This is a genomic window from Kitasatospora sp. NPDC098663, assembly GCF_044760075.1.
Lineage (GTDB): Bacteria > Actinomycetota > Actinomycetes > Streptomycetales > Streptomycetaceae > Kitasatospora.
This window is the reverse complement of the sequence record NZ_JBIWAP010000022.1, coordinates 62,728-78,939: the sequence shown is the minus strand read 5'-3', so window position 1 is coordinate 78,939 and position 16,212 is coordinate 62,728. Positions and strand designations below refer to the sequence as shown.

General features: G+C 67.0%; 17 protein-coding genes. 4 read left to right on the top strand and 13 right to left on the bottom strand.

The features are described 5' to 3' along the window. Positions 1–4: 4 nt before the first annotated feature. A complete protein-coding gene (locus ACIQVZ_RS23635; RefSeq protein WP_350882603.1) occupies positions 5–985 on the bottom strand; it encodes an ABC transporter permease in 981 nt (326 codons plus the stop codon). 345 nt (positions 986–1,330) lie between these two features. On the opposite strand from ACIQVZ_RS23635, the gene ACIQVZ_RS23630 reads away from it, so the two are divergent. Beyond that, positions 1,331–3,034 carry an ABC transporter family substrate-binding protein gene (locus ACIQVZ_RS23630; RefSeq protein WP_402452631.1) on the top strand — a complete coding sequence of 568 codons (1,704 nt, stop codon included), beginning with the start codon at positions 1,331–1,333 and terminating at the stop codon, positions 3,032–3,034. A 452-nt stretch (positions 3,035–3,486) separates the two neighbouring features. Then, the gene (locus ACIQVZ_RS23625) at positions 3,487–3,735 is read left to right on the top strand and encodes a low temperature requirement protein A (RefSeq protein ID WP_402452630.1); all 249 of its coding nucleotides are present in this window, start codon (positions 3,487–3,489) and stop codon (positions 3,733–3,735) included. A gap of 110 nt (positions 3,736–3,845) precedes the next feature. Here the strand turns inward: ACIQVZ_RS23625 and hemC are convergent, their stop codons facing one another. The 5 genes from hemC to ACIQVZ_RS23600 form a co-directional block, all read right to left on the bottom strand. After that, positions 3,846–4,820 (bottom strand): hydroxymethylbilane synthase, encoded by a 975-nt coding sequence (hemC, locus tag ACIQVZ_RS23620; protein WP_402452629.1) that lies wholly within the window; start codon positions 4,818–4,820, stop codon positions 3,846–3,848. After that, positions 4,820–5,260 (bottom strand): NUDIX domain-containing protein, encoded by a 441-nt coding sequence (locus ACIQVZ_RS23615; RefSeq protein ID WP_402452628.1) that lies wholly within the window; start codon positions 5,258–5,260, stop codon positions 4,820–4,822. The genes hemC and ACIQVZ_RS23615 overlap by 1 nt, the downstream gene beginning before the upstream one ends. Positions 5,261–5,363: 103 nt before the next feature. Beyond that, positions 5,364–5,591: a hypothetical protein gene (locus ACIQVZ_RS23610; RefSeq protein WP_402452627.1), complete on the bottom strand. Its 228-nt coding sequence runs from the start codon at positions 5,589–5,591 to the stop codon at positions 5,364–5,366. Continuing rightward, on the bottom strand, positions 5,581–5,811 hold the full coding sequence (locus tag ACIQVZ_RS23605; protein ID WP_402452625.1) for a hypothetical protein: 231 nt from the start codon (positions 5,809–5,811) through the stop codon (positions 5,581–5,583). The genes ACIQVZ_RS23610 and ACIQVZ_RS23605 overlap by 11 nt, the downstream gene beginning before the upstream one ends. Before the next feature lie 101 nt (positions 5,812–5,912). Beyond that, complete coding sequence (locus ACIQVZ_RS23600) at positions 5,913–7,139, bottom strand: helix-turn-helix domain-containing protein (protein ID WP_402452623.1); 1,227 nt, start codon at positions 7,137–7,139, stop codon at positions 5,913–5,915. Positions 7,140–7,533: 394 nt separating this feature from the next. Here ACIQVZ_RS23600 and ACIQVZ_RS23595 point away from each other — a divergent pair, with 394 nt between their 5' ends. Beyond that, on the top strand, positions 7,534–7,821 hold the full coding sequence (locus tag ACIQVZ_RS23595; protein ID WP_402452621.1) for a hypothetical protein: 288 nt from the start codon (positions 7,534–7,536) through the stop codon (positions 7,819–7,821). 247 nt (positions 7,822–8,068) lie between these two features. On the opposite strand, the gene ACIQVZ_RS23590 is transcribed toward ACIQVZ_RS23595, so the two are convergent. The 6 genes from ACIQVZ_RS23590 to ACIQVZ_RS23565 all read right to left on the bottom strand — a co-directional run bounded on the left by ACIQVZ_RS23590 (position 8,069) and on the right by ACIQVZ_RS23565 (position 14,027). Then, the gene (locus tag ACIQVZ_RS23590) at positions 8,069–8,512 is read right to left on the bottom strand and encodes a hypothetical protein (protein WP_402452620.1); all 444 of its coding nucleotides are present in this window, start codon (positions 8,510–8,512) and stop codon (positions 8,069–8,071) included. A 575-nt stretch (positions 8,513–9,087) separates the two neighbouring features. Next, complete coding sequence (locus ACIQVZ_RS23585) at positions 9,088–10,023, bottom strand: hypothetical protein (RefSeq protein WP_402452619.1); 936 nt, start codon at positions 10,021–10,023, stop codon at positions 9,088–9,090. Positions 10,024–10,035: 12 nt separating this feature from the next. Then, positions 10,036–10,569: a hypothetical protein gene (locus ACIQVZ_RS23580; RefSeq protein WP_402452617.1), complete on the bottom strand. Its 534-nt coding sequence runs from the start codon at positions 10,567–10,569 to the stop codon at positions 10,036–10,038. Then, complete coding sequence (locus tag ACIQVZ_RS23575; RefSeq protein WP_402452616.1) at positions 10,569–10,724, bottom strand: hypothetical protein; 156 nt, start codon at positions 10,722–10,724, stop codon at positions 10,569–10,571. Before ACIQVZ_RS23575 ends, ACIQVZ_RS23580 begins: the two co-directional genes overlap by 1 nt. 1,286 nt (positions 10,725–12,010) lie before the next feature. After that, on the bottom strand, positions 12,011–12,193 hold the full coding sequence (locus tag ACIQVZ_RS23570) for a hypothetical protein (protein WP_402452615.1): 183 nt from the start codon (positions 12,191–12,193) through the stop codon (positions 12,011–12,013). Between the two features lie 145 nt (positions 12,194–12,338). Further along, on the bottom strand, positions 12,339–14,027 hold the full coding sequence (locus ACIQVZ_RS23565) for a recombinase family protein (protein ID WP_402452614.1): 1,689 nt from the start codon (positions 14,025–14,027) through the stop codon (positions 12,339–12,341). On the opposite strand from ACIQVZ_RS23565, the gene ACIQVZ_RS23560 reads away from it, so the two are divergent. Next, positions 13,930–15,114, top strand: a complete 1,185-nt coding sequence (locus ACIQVZ_RS23560) for a low temperature requirement protein A (protein ID WP_402452612.1) — start codon at positions 13,930–13,932, stop codon at positions 15,112–15,114. The two genes, ACIQVZ_RS23565 and ACIQVZ_RS23560, sit on opposite strands and share 98 nt — an antisense overlap. 13 nt (positions 15,115–15,127) lie before the next feature. On the opposite strand, the gene ACIQVZ_RS23555 is transcribed toward ACIQVZ_RS23560, so the two are convergent. Next, complete coding sequence (locus ACIQVZ_RS23555; protein WP_350882597.1) at positions 15,128–16,102, bottom strand: LysR family transcriptional regulator; 975 nt, start codon at positions 16,100–16,102, stop codon at positions 15,128–15,130. Between the last annotated feature and the right edge of the window lie 110 nt (positions 16,103–16,212).

Here is a 16,212-nt window from a genome sequence, read left to right as displayed (position 1 = left end):
CCGGTCAGGACCGCACGCGCGGATCGAGGGCGGCGTGCAGGGTGTCGGCGAGGAAGCCGGAGGCGAGGACGACGACGGCGGTGAACAGGTTGACGGCGACGACCGAGTTGACGTCCTGTTCGTTGATCGACTGGATCAGCCACTCGCCCATGCCGTGCCAGCCGAAGATCGTCTCGGTGAAGATCGCGCCGGTGAAGATGCCCAGGAAGCTGTAGGCGAACATGGTCGACATCGGGATCACCGCGGTCCGCAGCCCGTGCTTGACCAGCGCCCGGCGGCGGGTGAGCCCCTTGGCCTCGGCGGTGCGCAGGTAGTCGGAGCCGAGCACGTCGAGCATGGTGCCGCGCTGGTAGCGGCTGTAGGTGGCGAGGCCGCCGAGCGCGAGCGAGATGGTGGGCAGCAGCAGGTGCAGCGCCCAGTCGGCGAGGTGGGCGCCGAGGCCGCCGGTCAGTCCGGGGGTCTCGTAGCCGGTGAACGGGATGACGTCGTGGCCGGCCGCGTCCTTGGCGGCGATGGCGCCGTTCTTGAGGAACAGCGCGACCAGGAAGACCGGGGTGGAGAGCAGGACGAAGGAGAGCACGGTGAGCAGCCGGTCGGAGATCCGGTACTGGCGGACGGCGCTCCAGGCCCCGGCGGCGATGCCGAGGACGATGCCGAGCAGGCTGCCGAGCAGCAGCAGCCGCAGCGAGACCCAGACCCGGCGGCCGAAGTCGTCGGTGACCGGGGTGTCGTGGATGGTCCGGCCGAGGTCGCCGTGGAGCAGCCCGTCGGCCCAGTGGCCGAAGCGTTCGACGACCGGGGTGCGGTCGTTCAGGTTGAGCGCGGTGAGCTGGCGCTCGACCGACTCGGCGGCCGGGCGGGGCACCTTGGCGTCGAAGTAGGTGCGCGGCTGGAGGGCGGTCGCGGAGATCGCGTACGCCAGGAAGACGGCGGCGATCAGCAGCACCGCGTAGTAGCTCAGGCGCTTCGCCAGGTAACGGAGCATCAACGGCCGCCCGGGGTGGGGGAGGGGCCGACGCGTCTGGTGGGCATCGGGTGGTGGCCTTCGGTCGGGGCCCGTTCAGGCCTTCGGACGGCAGGAGGACGAGGCGGTACGGGGAAAGCGCAGGTCAGAGTCTGGCAGCGGTGCGCGGCCGGGGTGTTGCGGCAGTGTTGCCGCGGATGACTTCTGGATCAGGTGTGCGGTCCTCCCCCTGGTGACGGAACTGATCGGCTGTTACGTTCTGCTGGCCCGGTGCCGACTTGGCTGCCCACGCTCAAGCCCCGCCACACCTCGCGCGGCACAACTGCCCGTTACCGCCCGTTTCGAAGACCACACCAGGGGGATTCCATGGACGCTTCCACCACGGCCCGCCGCCTCGGCCGGGCGACGGCCCTCGCCGTCGCCGTCGCGCTGGCGGTCACCGCGTGCACCTCGGGCGGGGGCGGTTCGGCCGACAAGGTGGCGAAGAGCGAGCCGCCCCGGCAGGACTCCCAGGACATCAACGCCAGACCGCTGGACCAGGTCAAGGACGGCGGCGAGGTGCGGTTCCCGCTGTACCAGTGGATCACCCAGTGGAACCCGTTCCAGGTGGACGGTACCTACGGCGACGCGGTCTCGATCATGCGCGCCCTGGAACCGTCGCTCTTCAACACGGACGCCTCCGGCACCTTCCAGCCCGACACCGACTACCTGCTGGACGCCAAGGTCACCTCGACCTCGCCCGAGGTGATCACCTACAAGCTCAACCCCAAGGCCAAGTGGTCGGACGGCAAGCCGCTCAGCTACCTGGACTTCAAGGCCGACTGGCAGGCCAGCAACGGCAAGGACCCGGCGTACAACATCGCCGACCCGTCCGGCTACGAGCAGATCTCCGCCGTCGAGCAGGGGGCCGACCCGAGCGAGGTGAAGGTCACCTTCTCCGAGCCGTACGCGGACTGGCAGAACCTGTTCCGCCCGCTGATCCCGGCGGCCGGCATCGCCACCCCGGACGACTTCAACAAGGGCTGGGTGGAGAAGATCCCGATCACCGCGGGCGCGCTGAAGATCGGCGTGGCGGACAAGACCGCGCAGACCCTCACGCTCGTCCCGGACCCGGCCTGGTGGGGCACCAAGGCCAAGGCGGACAAGATCACCTTCCGGGTGATGACCCAGTCCGCGACCACCCAGTCGTACCTCAACAACGAGATCGACCTCGCCACGGCCGGCACCGCCGCCGCGTACGGGCAGCTCAAGGATGCCAAGGACACCGCGATCCGGGCCGCCAGCCCGTGGGACGAGGTGCACATCTCCTTCGGCTCCGGCGGGGCGCTGGCCGACCAGAAGGTCCGCCAGGCGCTCGGCAAGGCGCTCGACCGGTCCGCGCTGATCAAGATCGCCAACAACGGCGTGCCGGTGGAGTTCAAGCCGCTCGGCAACCACATCTTCATGCCCAACCAGACCGGTTACCAGGACAACTCGGGCGAGTGGGCGAAGTTCGACGTGCCCGCCGCCAAGAAGCTGCTGGACGACGCCGGTTGGAAGGAGACGGGCGCCGGCCAGCCGCGCACCAAGGACGGCCAGTCGCTGCAACTGCACTGGACGGTCAACGAGTCCACCCCGCAGGCCCAGATCGACCTGGCCACCGCCGCCGCCGCGATGTGGCTGCAGGCCGGGGTCAAGGTGAGCCTGGACAAGGTGCCCGCCAACGACTTCTTCACCAAGTACGTGAACCCGGGCAAGTTCGAGATCGCGAGCTGGCGCAACACCGACTCGTTCCCGCTCTCCAAGAGCCTGGGCAACTTCCGCCTGCCGGTGGGGGACAACACCTTCAACAACCCCTCGCGGATCGGCAGCCCGGAGGTCGACGACCTGCTCAAGAAGGCGGCCGGGACGGTCGACCCGGTGGAGGCCGCGAAGCTCTACAACCAGGCCGACGCGAAGATCTGGGAGCTCGGCCACACCGTCGAGCTCTACCAGCGGCCGACCGTGGTGGCGACGCGCAAGGGCCTCGCCAACTACGGCGCCTTCGGCCTGGCCGGGGAGGACTACGCCAAGGTCGGCTGGGAGAAGTAGCCCCCGCCGCGCACGCGGCGAGAGCGACCGGGCGGCAGGCGCTGGCGAGCAGCGCGGTGATCACGAGGCCGGTGGTACGGACACGGGAAGGTCGGCTCCGCCGCCCCCGCTCTCCTGCCACCGGCCTTGACCTTCCGCGTTGCCCGCAGGCCGCCCGTGTCGTGGGGCCCCGCAAGGCCCGCGCTCGCTTCCAACCGGGGACGAATCTAGCGGGGCCGTCCGGCCGGCCGCGGCGCAGCGCGCGGGGCGCGCCCGGAAACCCGCCGCGCTGTCACCCGGTTCGCGCACCGGGGCGTCAACTACGGCTGACGGCAAGGAAAAAAGGGGACGAAAGGCGCAATCGATCCCGGGATCGCGAACCGCTGCGCCCGTCGCGGCGGTGCGTGCGCGGGGCCCGGACCACTGCCAGGATGCGCGGGACAGCCAGCCCTCCCGACCCCGGAGCAGCGCCGATGGCCAGCGAATCCGCCGCCGACCCCCACCCGCGCCCCGTCGACCCGCCCCCGGTGCGCCGGATGGTCCCGCGCGAGCGGGACGAGCCGCACCGGGTCGCCACCCCGCTGGAACTCTTCTTCGACCTCTGCTTCGTGGTCGCCGTCGGCCAGGCCGGGCGCGAACTCGCCCACTCCCTGGCGGCCGGGCACTACGGCGACGGTCTGCGCGGCTACTCGATCGCCTTCTTCGCGATCTGGTGGGCGTGAACCAACGCAACAACACCTTATCGCGGGGCGTTGACCAGATCAGATGAACGCAGAAGGCCCCGCCCATCTGCCGCGAGGGGGGCAGACGAGCGGGGCCGGTTCTGGGTGCCTCAGTGGGGGATGCCCGCGATGATCGAACGGGCTCCCTGCCGGAGGAGTTCGGCGGCGACGCGTGCGCCGAGGACGGCCGGGTCTCCCTGGTGTTCGTCCCACATCATCGCGTTGGCGAACTTGCTGCCCTCGCGGTCGAACACCATGCCGCGCAGCACGAGCTGCCCGTCCGCCTCCGTCGTGCAGTACCCGGCGATCGGGCTGTTGCAGTGCCCGCGCAGGTTGTGCAGCAGCACGCGTTCAGCGGTCACCTCTTTCTGCGTCTTCGGGTGGTTGACCTTCTCCAGCAGCGCGGCCACCGAGTGATCGTCCTGTCGGCATTCCAGGCCGAGCACACCCGCGCCTACGGCGGGAAGCATCTCGTCCATGCCGAGCACATAGCCGGGACGGTCGATCCCGAGACGGGCCAGACCAGCGACGGCCAGGATCATTCCGTCCGGCTTCACGCCGTCGAGCTTCCTCTTCCCGTCCAGCTTTTCGAGCCGACTGCCGACCGCGCCGCGCACCCGTACCACCTTGAGATCCGGGCGGGCACGGAGAACCTGGGCCTTGCGGCGAACAGCGGACGACAGGATGTTCGCACCGGACGGCAGGTCGGCCAGCGACGTGTACTCAGAGCCTTCCGGGAACAGTAGAACGTCCCGCACGTCCGGCCGCTCCATGTACGCGGCGAAGACGAGTCCGACCGGGAGCGGCACATCCCCCGGCACGTCCTTGACGCAGTGCACGGCCATGTCGACGTCCCCGCGCTGCAACATGGTGTCGATCTGCTTCGTGTAAAGCCCCTTACCGCCGAGCTGGGCCAAGTCGCCCTGCCACAGGTCGGCTTCGGTGGTCACCGGTACCACTTCGGTCTGAAGCGCCGGCTCGTGCTCCTTCAGGGCGGCAATCACCATGTCCGTCTGGGCAAGCGCCAGCGGGGAACTACGTGTGCCGATTCGGAGGAGTCGGTCCGGGAAGTCGACGTTCACCATCAGGTGGTCCTTTCATGTCGGGTCTCTCGATATGTAACGGGCCCGGGTAGCTGGAGAGGCGCCCTGATTCGTGCAGCGACGGCGGGGTGAAGCAGTTCCTTCGCCTCCTCAGCGGTCGCCCACCGCCAGGCGCACAACTCCCGTGCTTGCAACGAGATCCGGTCGGTGTCGGCCGTGCTGAGTATCGGCCCGGCCCACAGGAACACCAGCCGATCACGAGCGCCAGAGCGACGAGCCTGCGCCCACTCCACGGCGAACAGGTCGTCGTCCCGGAGATCGATGGCAAGCCCCAGTTCCTCGCGGACCTCCCGCAGGGCAGCGTCAAGCGGCGATTCGCCCGCTTCCACAACTCCCCCGGGAAGATGCCAAGTTCCGTGCCCGGTGGCCTGGACGACCAGCAACCGGGACGCAGGGTCGGTGCACAGGACGTAGGTCGTCACCGGATGGCCCGGGGCGGGTGTCGGCACAACGGTTCCCCTCTGGGATGGACCCGTCCCGGCCGAACCTTCCCCAGGCGGCCGGGACGGGGGTCTGTAGGGCGCGTCAGCCCCTCGGGTGGTTGGCTTCGCGCACCCGGGCCAGCAGCACAGCCCGGCGCTGCCGCTCCTCGGGCGTCAGGGGCACTTCGGCGTGCTCCTCGGGGGTCAGGACCGGCCGGGGTCCGGCGGGGCGCTCACGGGGCCGCCGACGCGCCTTCGCCCACTCGAACAGGTTCACCGGTGCGGGGCCTTCCACGGCAGCCTGGAGGTCTTCCCGGGGGTCATCCGCCATTGCGAATCACCGGGTCCGTGTCGTTGCGCTCGTGGTACTCCCACATCAGCGGTGCGTACTTAAAGGGGTCCGGGAGACGCTTGGCTTCGTCGGCCCTGGCCTGCTGGAAGTCGGCACGGCAGGCGTCCACCAGGGCCTTGCTGGCGCGCTTGCGGGGCGGGCGCTGGGACTGGCGGGCCTTGCCCCTGGTCACCGCCTGCCGGTCACCCTCGTCCGCCATAGTTGCTGGCCCTCCACATGCTGAATGCCCGTCACGTCCGGGAGACGGTACGGGCACCCGCATGTTGCAACGGGGACAAACTGTCCCCCTACCTAAACGATCTACGCGGCGACTCCGATTGACTCGGCCAGCGCGACCGCCGAAGCCTTGAGCGGGCCCACTGCCGTACGCTCCATCGCCGCTGCCAGGCTCCGCGCTCCCGGCACGTACCGGATCCCCTCCGGTGTGACGGCCACGGCCTCTCCCAGGTAGTGAACGGCAGCTGCCATCTCCTTGCGCTGGTGGTAGCCATACGCGATGTCCAGCAGCAGGCGCGAGCGCCGTTCGAGAGACGGCACGGACGCCGGGTCGATGGTCTCGGCGCGGATGAGTGCTTCTCCAGGCCGTTGCAGCCCTACGCCGATCGACACGGCGTGAACGTCCACGTTCGACATGGCGAAGGCGCTCTGAGGGTGCCAGTAGCCGGTGGGGAGCTTCCGGGCGGTGTGCTCGGCCTCGGCGAGGAAACGCTCAGCGGGTCCGGACACGCCGTCGAGCCCATGGGTACATGCAGCTTGCAGGTTCAACTGCCCGTATGCGGCGAGCACTTCGGGGCCGCCGGCGTCCAGCATCGGACGGACCACGTCCATGCCTAGCTCGGCGGTCCGAACAGCCTCGTCCACGAACCCGGCAGCGCGCTGCCCGATGCTGACGGTCCAGGCACCGAGCGCCAGGGACACGGGATCGTCGGCGTTCTCCGATGCGTCGCGCGCGCGGTCCAGGGCAAGCCAGTACAGCTCCGGTTCGGAAATGTGCGCGAGCATCCGTTGGACGAGTCGGTAGAGGTCTGCCAGCGCGGAGTAGGCCCGCCGCTTCTCGGCGCCTTGGTGTACACGGACCGATGCGTGAGCGTCCCGAAGCAGGTCTGGCAGGATCGCGCCCACTTCGGTCCGCTGGTGGGCAGAGGTGTGCCACAGCCGCCAAGCTTGCTCCACAAGGCCCTTGAGAACATCCGGGGGCGTCACCACACCCGGAACCGGCTGGAAGCTCACGGAGTGCATGACGGCCCGGATCTTGGGCACGGAGATGTGGCTCACCTTGCCCGTGCCGGTGGCCGGGATGCTGATCTCGGTGCCGGTGAGGATCGACACGTCATCGACGTGAAGAACCTGGGCAAGCTTGATCAGCATGCCGACGCCACGGATCGGGCGTTCGTTGTTCTCGATCTTCTTGAGCCAGTCGGACGACCGCCCGACCAGACCAGCGACCACGGGACGGGTCATTCCCCGGCGCTCCCGCAGGATGCGGATTCGTTCGCCGGTCGTCAGTTCTGCGGGTAGCTCTGTCATGTGGGGTCTCCCGAGACACGCGCCTTGTCGGGCCAGCGTACGCCCAGCGGCGCACTCTCGACAGGAGTTCAATTCCCTGTCGGCGCAAGGCAGCAACGTCGCGGACAGGCTCACCAGACGACGAAAGGCCCCCGCCCTGCCTAGCGCGGGGAAGCGGCCCACCCGGCCCGTTGGCCTCGCTGCTCGCCATGACGATCAGACAGCAGGACGGCTGAGTACGCTGGCGTACCCGAGGTGCGGGCCGTTCTCGGCTCTGCGGCGTAGGAAAGCAAGGCGGCTCGAAACGCAAGAAAAGCCAGACGGTCAGACCATGATTGGTCGGCTATCGGGGTCAGTATCTAGGAAGATCCTAGATCGCACGACGTGACGATTGATGATCAGAGAATGAGGCAGCGTGGCACGCAGGCTTGGTGACACCGAATACGCGCAGGGTTTCCGGTTCGAGTGGTCCGACCAAAGGGAGACCGGAGAACTCTGCGGATGGTTCTTCCCGGACTATCCCGATGGCCTTCCGGATAGGGACCACAAGATGTGGATTATTGCCATTCCGGCAAAGCGCGGCGAGGAACCGTCCTACTTCGTCCAGCCGGGCCCTGGGGAGGATCCGGGTTGGCCGATCCCTTCGCTAGAAATGGCCGCCGCATATCTCACCGGCTGGTTTAACGGCCGGGGTGAGTGGTGAGCGAATAGCGGAACGGGTGCGGGTGATGCGGGCCGTTCTCGACTCTTCGGCCTAGGAATCCAAGGGGGCCGAAAGCCCTTGGGATCACTGGCCAGATGCCACCCGTGGCCCATCCGCCGGCGGTGGTTCACGCCTTCCATTCGAAGGTACGCAAAAGCCCCCGATAGCCGGGTAGGCCATCGGGGGCGGTCCTAGGTCATGCGTCTGCCTTGGCGCTGTAGCCAGTGCGGTCAAGATAGCGGCAGGATCACACGGGCTGTCCGTCCGCCAGACGTGCGGCACGGATCTGGTCGTTGACTGTGTAGCGAACATCGGAACGGCTCGGCCTACCGGGCCGGCGAGGATTCTGGGCAGCTTCCAGTTTCGCAATCCGCATGGCCTCATCCAATTCCGATGGCAAATCGAGCTGCTTTTTGAGGTCAGCGATGCTCTTACGATGCGCGCGAATCTCGGCGTACAGCGGGTTAGCGACCGGCTGACCCATAGATCCGCGCACAGTAGGCGGTGCATTCTCGGCGGCCTCTAGAAGCGCTGCTAGCTCGTCCTCGGCTTGCGCGATGTGTTCGGCGACACGCCATTCCGCATCATCCAAGCGCCAAATGCGGGTGATCTCAGCTAGCCAGCGGTGGCCAGGAGATAGGTGGCCGACGCCTCCGACAATCGGCAGAGGCACAGCAATGCGCTCAGCCATAGAAAAACCTCGAATCTGAAAAATGAGAGTTGCGAGAAAGGTTGCACACGGGCAAGGCTGCTATTGGCCCCCGGGGGCCGGAGATTTTGACCTTGGGCCTATCCCCACCCCCTGTAGCGACGACGCCACCCCGCGCGACCACTGAACCTTTTCGACGCTGACAGTTCCACTGCAAATTCACGTGATAAGCATTCAGGATTTCGCTAAGCGAGTTGAAGTCAGCACGATTCATGCGCTTTGAATCATTCAGCACGAGCGACAACCGCACCAGTTCGCGAGCGTCGGTGTTAGCGTCTCGTCCAGCGGGCGCAGGAGTTCCCAAAACGGCGCGAGCAGCGATATCCCAGGCGCGGCACGTTCGGGAACAGTGCGGGTGGCGCTGCTTATCCCCTGCGCGGTTGGGATATCGAGGTGCGCGGTCTCGGCGGCAATCGGGCCGACGGCACGGATCATCAGTGTTCATGACGGAGACTCCTGCGGGGGAGCGGATGCCGGAGCCCCACGAGGTACCCGCCCCGTGTTTATGCCCCGGCGCCCGCTGATTAGGCGGGGGTATTCGAAAAGTGCCCCCGTGCCTAGTAGTCGTCCCGGCGCTCTACCGGCGAATGGCTTGCCAGCGGAACGAAGAGGGAATCAGGGAATTCCCCGCCGTCGCTGTAGGAACCGAGCCAACCAATTCGCTTCTCCGCCTCGGCGACCACATCGACCGAAACAGTGGTATTGGCGAACTGGTTAGACGCGCGGTGCTTCACAGTTTCGCGGTCGCGCTCGTAGACGTCCGGCGTGGCGATATCGGAACTCACTACCTTTCGACCGTTGATGTCGCATTCAGTGGCAAGTAGCCGTTCCTTGAGCCACTGCGCGTCCACCTTGCGGCACGCCTCGGCATTGCTGGACAGGTCATTTGCCGAATTCAGCGCAGCGGCAAGGTTGGTAACTACATCCTCTAGACGCTTACGGGCCTTTGGCATTTCAGCGGCCACGTGCGCGGCCACAAGGTCCCGCCAATCATCGCGGTGCTTCGCGCGTGCATTCTCGGCGGCGCTGGCAGTCTTAATCGCCCTGGAGTGTAGGGCGTTTCGCAGGGCAATAACGTCGCGGAGAGGACCGGCTAGCTTCTCCTGTCGCTCGTCCACGGTCGCGGAAAGACTCGGCGGTTCGGTGCCCCGTTCGACAGCGGCGGTGATCTCTCGCTGGACCTGAGCGGGGACGGCCTGATACTCGGCAAATAGCCGCTCCGCCTTATCGTCCGCCGCCTCTAGGTCGTCCTGAGCCTTACGGGCTGCGGCAGCAGCCTTCTTCACGACAGCAGGCGCAAGGGATAGCGGTAGCTCGTGGACCGGGTACGGGTCGGTGAATGCATATCCCCTGGTGTTCTCCAGAACGGAGATAAACGCCAGCGGCACACCAAAGCGGTCGTGCTGCTTGGTCTGGGCCTCGCGCTCTGCAATACTCGCGCGCTCGACGGAGAGGCTTAGCGAGTTGTCGATTTCGCGTAGCTCATTGCTCATGGGTGCGGTCTCCTATCGGTGAGCTTCGGTAAACGCCTGTTCGGCGGAGGGAACTTCGTCACGGCGGTAAATCGGCTGCGAGCCGTCGGTCTTCATGGGGCCGAGCACGTAGCCGGGATGCTTACCGCCCTTTCCCTTTCGGCGGTTTGCCTCCCACTCGGCGAGGATGGCCCGGGGGTCGACGGATTCAGGCTCTGCCGAATTCTGGGCGGGATCGGCCGGCGTCGGGGTGCTGGACGGCTTAGGCGCATCCGCCTTTAGCTCGGCTACTGCCTCGCTGATCGCCTTCTCTAGGTCGATATCAGCGCCAGCGATGGGCACGCGGTTCTGTGTCTCGCCATTCCTGCGGGCGATGCGACGAGCCATTTCCCTGGCTTCCGCCTCCTGCTTGCGCTTAATGAGCGTCGCGAACTCGGCAGCAGCGACCGGACCGAGCGCAATTTCCAGGTGCCTACGATCGGGGGTCAGACCGTTGTTAAGAGCGCCCTTCACGAACCCGAGGGCCACCGTTGGGCTCAGTCCGTTGTCATTCTCGCGGGACGACATTAACGCGCATCCTTCGGCGTGAATCCCAGTTCGGCGGCAACCGCGCGGGCGCTCTCGGTCAGTGCGTCTCGCGTCTCACCGGCCAGCAAGGCGACCAGATTGGCGGGCAGGCCGGTTACGGCGGAAGCGTGGGCGATGTCCTCGAAGGTAGGCATGGTTTCCTCTCAGCGGGGCGGGGCCTAGGAATTTTCCTAGGCCAGATACGAAAAAAGGCCCTACCGGACACCTGATCTTCGGCACAGATCAAGTGGCCAGTAGGGCCAAGCCAGCAATGCGACCGTACGAGTTCTGACGAAAACGGTTCATTTCTGGCTTCGGCGAATGCTCCGCGTCACGCGGGAATCGCCAAAGATTCGAGGATGGCTCGCGGTGCCGCGCGAGCGAGGGATAGGAAGCGAGGACCCCAGCGGACTTTGCGAAACCGCCGGGGAACTCAGCTAACCGAATCCCACTGAGGCGGAAACCGCCTGTACCCCTTACGAGGTGTGTTGGTTAAGAGCGCAGCGCTCGTTGCGCTGTTCGGTTCGATGGCGGCGGCAAGGCTCCGTGCGGCCCTGTGAGCGCCTATCTCGGCCTCGGTGGCGCCCTGATATCGGATCGCCGCTCAGCGGCCGTCAGAGGGCCCCTCAGTGCGCTGGCGCATCCATTCGCTCGCAGGCGGTACAGCGGGGTGGGGTGGGACTTGGTGTCGAGTGCCGATTCCGAACTCTGTTTTGGCCAGCCCCTAGGAAACCCTATGTACTCTCTACTTTTGATGTCAGAATCAACACTCAACACCTAGTCCCTGGTCAGAGGGGGTAAGGCGAGTGTCGAACCCCTCTCCGCTGTGTCGGCGCGGAAGATTCGAAATGCGGAACGGCCATAAATCGGGTGCGGGCCTCGTGGTCGTCGGCGAGGCGGGAGGTGCCCGTCATGTTTTCAGAAAACAAAGAAATAGAGGCGCCGGCTCAGCCCTTCCGCTGTCGCTTCCTCGCGTAGGCGGCGCGGTCCTTGCAGCGGGTGGAGCAGTAGAGCGCCGGGCGGCCCATTTCCTTATGCGGCACGGTCTCTAGGCATTCAGCGGCGGCGCAACGGTTGGCCGGGAACAGGGCGGCATCCGCGACTTTCAGGGCTTCCCGTGCTGCGGTGTGGATCTCCTCGGCCTTGGGGTGGCCAGGTCCTAGTGTCTCCCAGGTAATGGCCTCGATCCGCCGAATCGCACTGCATATGTCCTCGTAACTCGACTTCCTGGCCGGATGGTTCCACGAAAGCCCCGAGCTAGTTCGCGTATCTCCCGCGCTAGTCCGCACTACTCCATCGAAAGTCTGGTCAGTCATCTTGCTTTCCTTTCGGATTCTCGGGTGGAGTTCGCGGAAGTGCCGACTTAGTCCGCACATGTCCGCGAAAGTAAGTCAAGAAAAAACCCCGCCCAGCAAGAGGCGGGGGATTGATCTCGGGATTTCTACCAAGCGGTCTCGGCTTCCTTGATGAGCAGCGCGAGCCGGGCGGCCTGGTAATCGTGGCGATCACCGAGGTTCTTTCGGAACGCGCGAACCAGGCGACCGCGCTTGGTGTCCCTCTCGCTGGCCCACGCATCCATGCGCTTGGCGAAAGTCTCAAAGTCCAGAGTTTTTGTGACTGGCATCGCGTCTCTCCGTTCTCTCCTCGGTGGTTCGTCCTTCACTAGGTGTGCTGGTTAAGTGCGGGGAGCAGCGAAGCCCTGCGAGGCCGTCTGAGGGCATGAGAAAGGCCCGGCGGGGAAATCCCCTCACCGGGCCTCTCAGGGCGCCTTACGCGGCCGTCTGGCGTGTCCGCTCAACCAAGTCCATGGCCTTGTCGATCGCTGCCAGCGCGGCCGGGTCCTTCTCGTCCCGCCACGTGACCACTAGCCGGTCAAGGATCGGTGTCCGGTCGCCCTTGTGCTTGGCGGGGGTGATGGTCACCGACTTGACGGCCGCTTTCAGGAGTGCGCGCCGCCCCTCCATTCCTTCGCTGTTCCAAATCGCGGTCAGGGCCTCGGGGTCCATCAGAGGAGACAGGTCGGCTTCCTTGCTCAGTTGCGCCAACTCGGCCTTGAGTTCGGCGATTTGCGCCGCGACCTGTTCCCGCAGACTCTCGAACTGTTCTTCGCTCATCTTCTGGAGGACAAAGAACTCCTTTTGGAGCTTCATTTCCCGGCCGACGGCGCTTTCCAGAACAGCGGACACCTGGCGCTTGCGTGCTTCCTTTCCGGGGTCCTGGTAGCTGAGCCAGCGGCGAGCGATGTTCTGAATGGTTTCCGAGTCGGGGGCAAGCTGGAGAATGTGCCCCGTCCAGAGTTGGGCCATTGCGTCGTCCACGCGCGGCCGTGTCGTCGCCGCTCCCGTGCAAGCTGCCTCACCCATGACGGCCCGGTTGCGGCAGTTGTAGTTCCGCCCGCCGTTTCCGAGGGGACCACCGCAGTGAGGGCACTTGAACAGTCCCGTCATGATCGTGACCGGCTGGCGGACTCCCCGCCGCTTGTTTCCGATCGAAGAACCCGACGCAGCACGCGAACGGCCAGAGATCAGCGCGTTGATCTTCAGGAACTCGTCATAAGTGACGACACCTTCGCCGCCGGAAATCGGGACACCCTTTGCGTCCATTAGCGGCTCGATGCTGCGGAAGTACTTGTCGATCGGGTTTCCGTTCTCGTCCGTGGCGCGCTCACGGTTTGGAATGAGACCTGCCCAGCTGACCGACTTGGCCAGGTGGATGATCGTCTGCGCCCGCCACATGGCACCCTTGCGGGTCCGCTTCCCTTCCTTGTTCAGCATGTCCGCGATCTTTGCCGGGACCATGGCGGCAAGCAGGCATTCAGCGATCCGGCGTGCTGTCGGATACTCGCTGGCAAGGTGTCGCAGCTTTCCCGTTCCCTTCGGGCATTCGAGCCCGTACGGGGTGACTCCGCCCGGCCAACGGCCCTCGGCTTTGTGGGCGTCGATGCCGAGCTTCGTAAACTCGGCAATGTCCTTTGCCTGGTCTCGGGCCTGCTCGCTGAGGAACGCGAGGATCATTCGGGAGGTGCGCGAGTCCAGGTGCTCGGCGACGACAAATATGCGTGCCTGTCGCTCCTCGAAGGTGTCGAGCAAGAGGCCAACCTGACCCATTCCCCGACGGGAAAGGCGAGAGGTCTTGAACACGTAGAGGGTCTTGGAGAGACCGGCCGCGATTGCCGCTGTGGACTTCTCGAACTCCTCGCGCCGGACGTACGCCTTGCTTGCCGACTTCTGTTCAAACCAGACGTGGCGGATCTTGATCCGGTCGCGCTCCGCCTGCGCGCACATCTGTCGGACCATGGCTCGCAGCGCGGCCAACGTGTCCTTCTTCTTGGACCGCCGGAGGTACATCTCTGCCAGCGAGGTGGGGTCACCGGTGACCGGCTCCCACAGTCCGAGTTCCTTGAGCTCGTCGTCCTTGAACCCGAGGGCACGCAGCGCGGGGAGGTCTTCCCGTTCCATCTGTCATCCGTTCGCCGAAGTCGAACCGCCCTCGGCTTGCGGTGCTGTCACCCTCCCGCCGGGACCCCTACGGGGTCTTCGAGCGCGTGGGTTAAGAACCGCAGGTCAGAGCGGTGTTGCTCCGTTGGCTCACGGGTGGGCCTGGATGAACTTCACCTGGTTCGCCTCCGCCTACGACTGCGACGACGTGCCGTACCGGGTCACCACGCTGGTGCAGATCGCCGGGGTGCTGGTCCTCGCGGCCGGGGTGCCACGGCTGTTCGCCACCCAGGACCTGACGCTGGCGATCACCGGGTACGTGGTGATGCGCCTGGCGATGGTCACCCAGTGGCTGCGCGCGGCGGCCAGCGAGCAGGGCGAGGCGCGCCGGGTCGCCGTGCGGTACGCGGTCGGGATCGCGCTCTGCCAGGTGGGCTGGGTGGTGGTGGTGCTGCTGCCGGACGCCGTCCGGCCGGTGGCAATCCCGCTCGGGGTGCTGTGCGAGCTGGCCGTGCCGGTGGTCGCCGAACTGCGGATGCAGACCTCCTGGCACCCGCACCACATCGCCGAACGGTACGGGCTGTTCACTCTGATCGTGCTCGGCGAGACGGTGGCGGCCGCGACGGTCGCGGTGCAGTCGGCGGTGGACGAGCACGAGGAGCTGGGCCGGCTGCTGCCGGTGGCGGTCGGCGGCCTGCTGATCTGCTTCGCGGCCTGGTGGATCTACTTCGCCCGGCCGGTCCACGAGCACCTGCGCTCCAACCGGCAGGCCTTCGCCTGGGGGTACGGCCACTACCTGGTGTTCGGCGCGGCCGCCGCGGTCGGCACCGGGCTGGAGGTGGCGGTGGAGTCGGCCGTGCACCAGGCGGAGATCTCCGCGACGGCCGCCACCGCGACGGTCACCGTGCCCACCGTGCTCTACCTGCTCACGGTCTGGCTGCTGCACTCCCGGCACACCAAGACCGGCCTGGCGCAGGCGCTGGCCCCGACGGCGGCGGTGCTGGTGCTGGCCTGCACCGCGCTCGGCGGCTCCGGTGTGTTGGCGGCGGGCCTGGTCTGCGCGCTGACCGTGGCGGTGGGCGTGCTGCTGCACAGCCGGGAGGGCTGACGGGCGCCGATGCTCAGGCGCAGTCCAGCAGGATCGGCTCGTGCCGGGCCAGCCAGGCCAGGTAGGCCGGGTTGACCTTGGCCAGGTCCAGGTAGGCGGCGCGCAGTTCGCCGTACAGCGCGTCCAGTGCGGGCTGGCTGAGCGCGCGCGGGCGCCAGGTGAGCAGCAGTCGGACGGCCAGCGGGTCCCCGTGCACGGGGCGCACCACCGTGCCGGGCCCGGGGGCGGAGGTCGGCTGGCAGGGGCGGACGGCCTCGCCGGAGGCGACCAGTTCGGCGGCGGTGGCGTTGTCCCGCACCTGGACCACCCGGGGGTTGAGCCCGGCATCGCTGAACACCCGGCGCATCGCCGCGTACTCGTGGTCGGCGGTCGGGTCGACCATCCAGGTGTCCTCGGCGAGGTCGGTCAGGTGGACGACCGGGCGGGCGGCGGCCGGGTGTCCGGCGGCGAGCGCGACGAACTGCGGCTCACGGGACATCAGCACCCGGTGCTCGGCGTCCGGCGGCACCCGTAGCGGGAAGCCCTCGCTCTCGTAGACGAAGGCCACGTCCAGCTGGTCGGCGGCGACCATCCGCAGCAGGGCGCTGGCCGAGACGTCGACGTGGATGGTGGTGTCGGTGTCCGGGAGCCGTTCGTGCACCCGGCGCAGCCAGGCGGCGACGGCCCGGCTGCCGACGCTGCCGATCCGCAGCCGGCGCTGCCGCCCGGGGCCGGCCGCGTCGCGGGCCTCCTGGCGGGCGGCGGCCACCAGCGCGGCCATCTCGGTGATCACCGGCCGGGCCCGGGACAGCACCGAGTGGCCGAGCGCGGTGGGTCGGCTGCCGGTCTGCTCGCGGGTGAACAGGGTGCCGCCGATGGCCCGTTCGATGCGGTGCAGCTGGGTGGTGAGGGAGGGCTGGGTCATGCCGAGCTGGAGCGCGGCCTTGCGGAGGCTGCCGGTGTCGGCGATAGCGCACACCACCCGGAGGTGTCTCACGTCGAGCTCCACGCCCGGAGCATAGACGCCACCCGGCTATATCGCCAAGGACATGACAGAACAAAACGCGGCAGGAGGGCACGTGGCGGGCCCCGCCGCTATGCGGCGGTGCTATCGCCGGT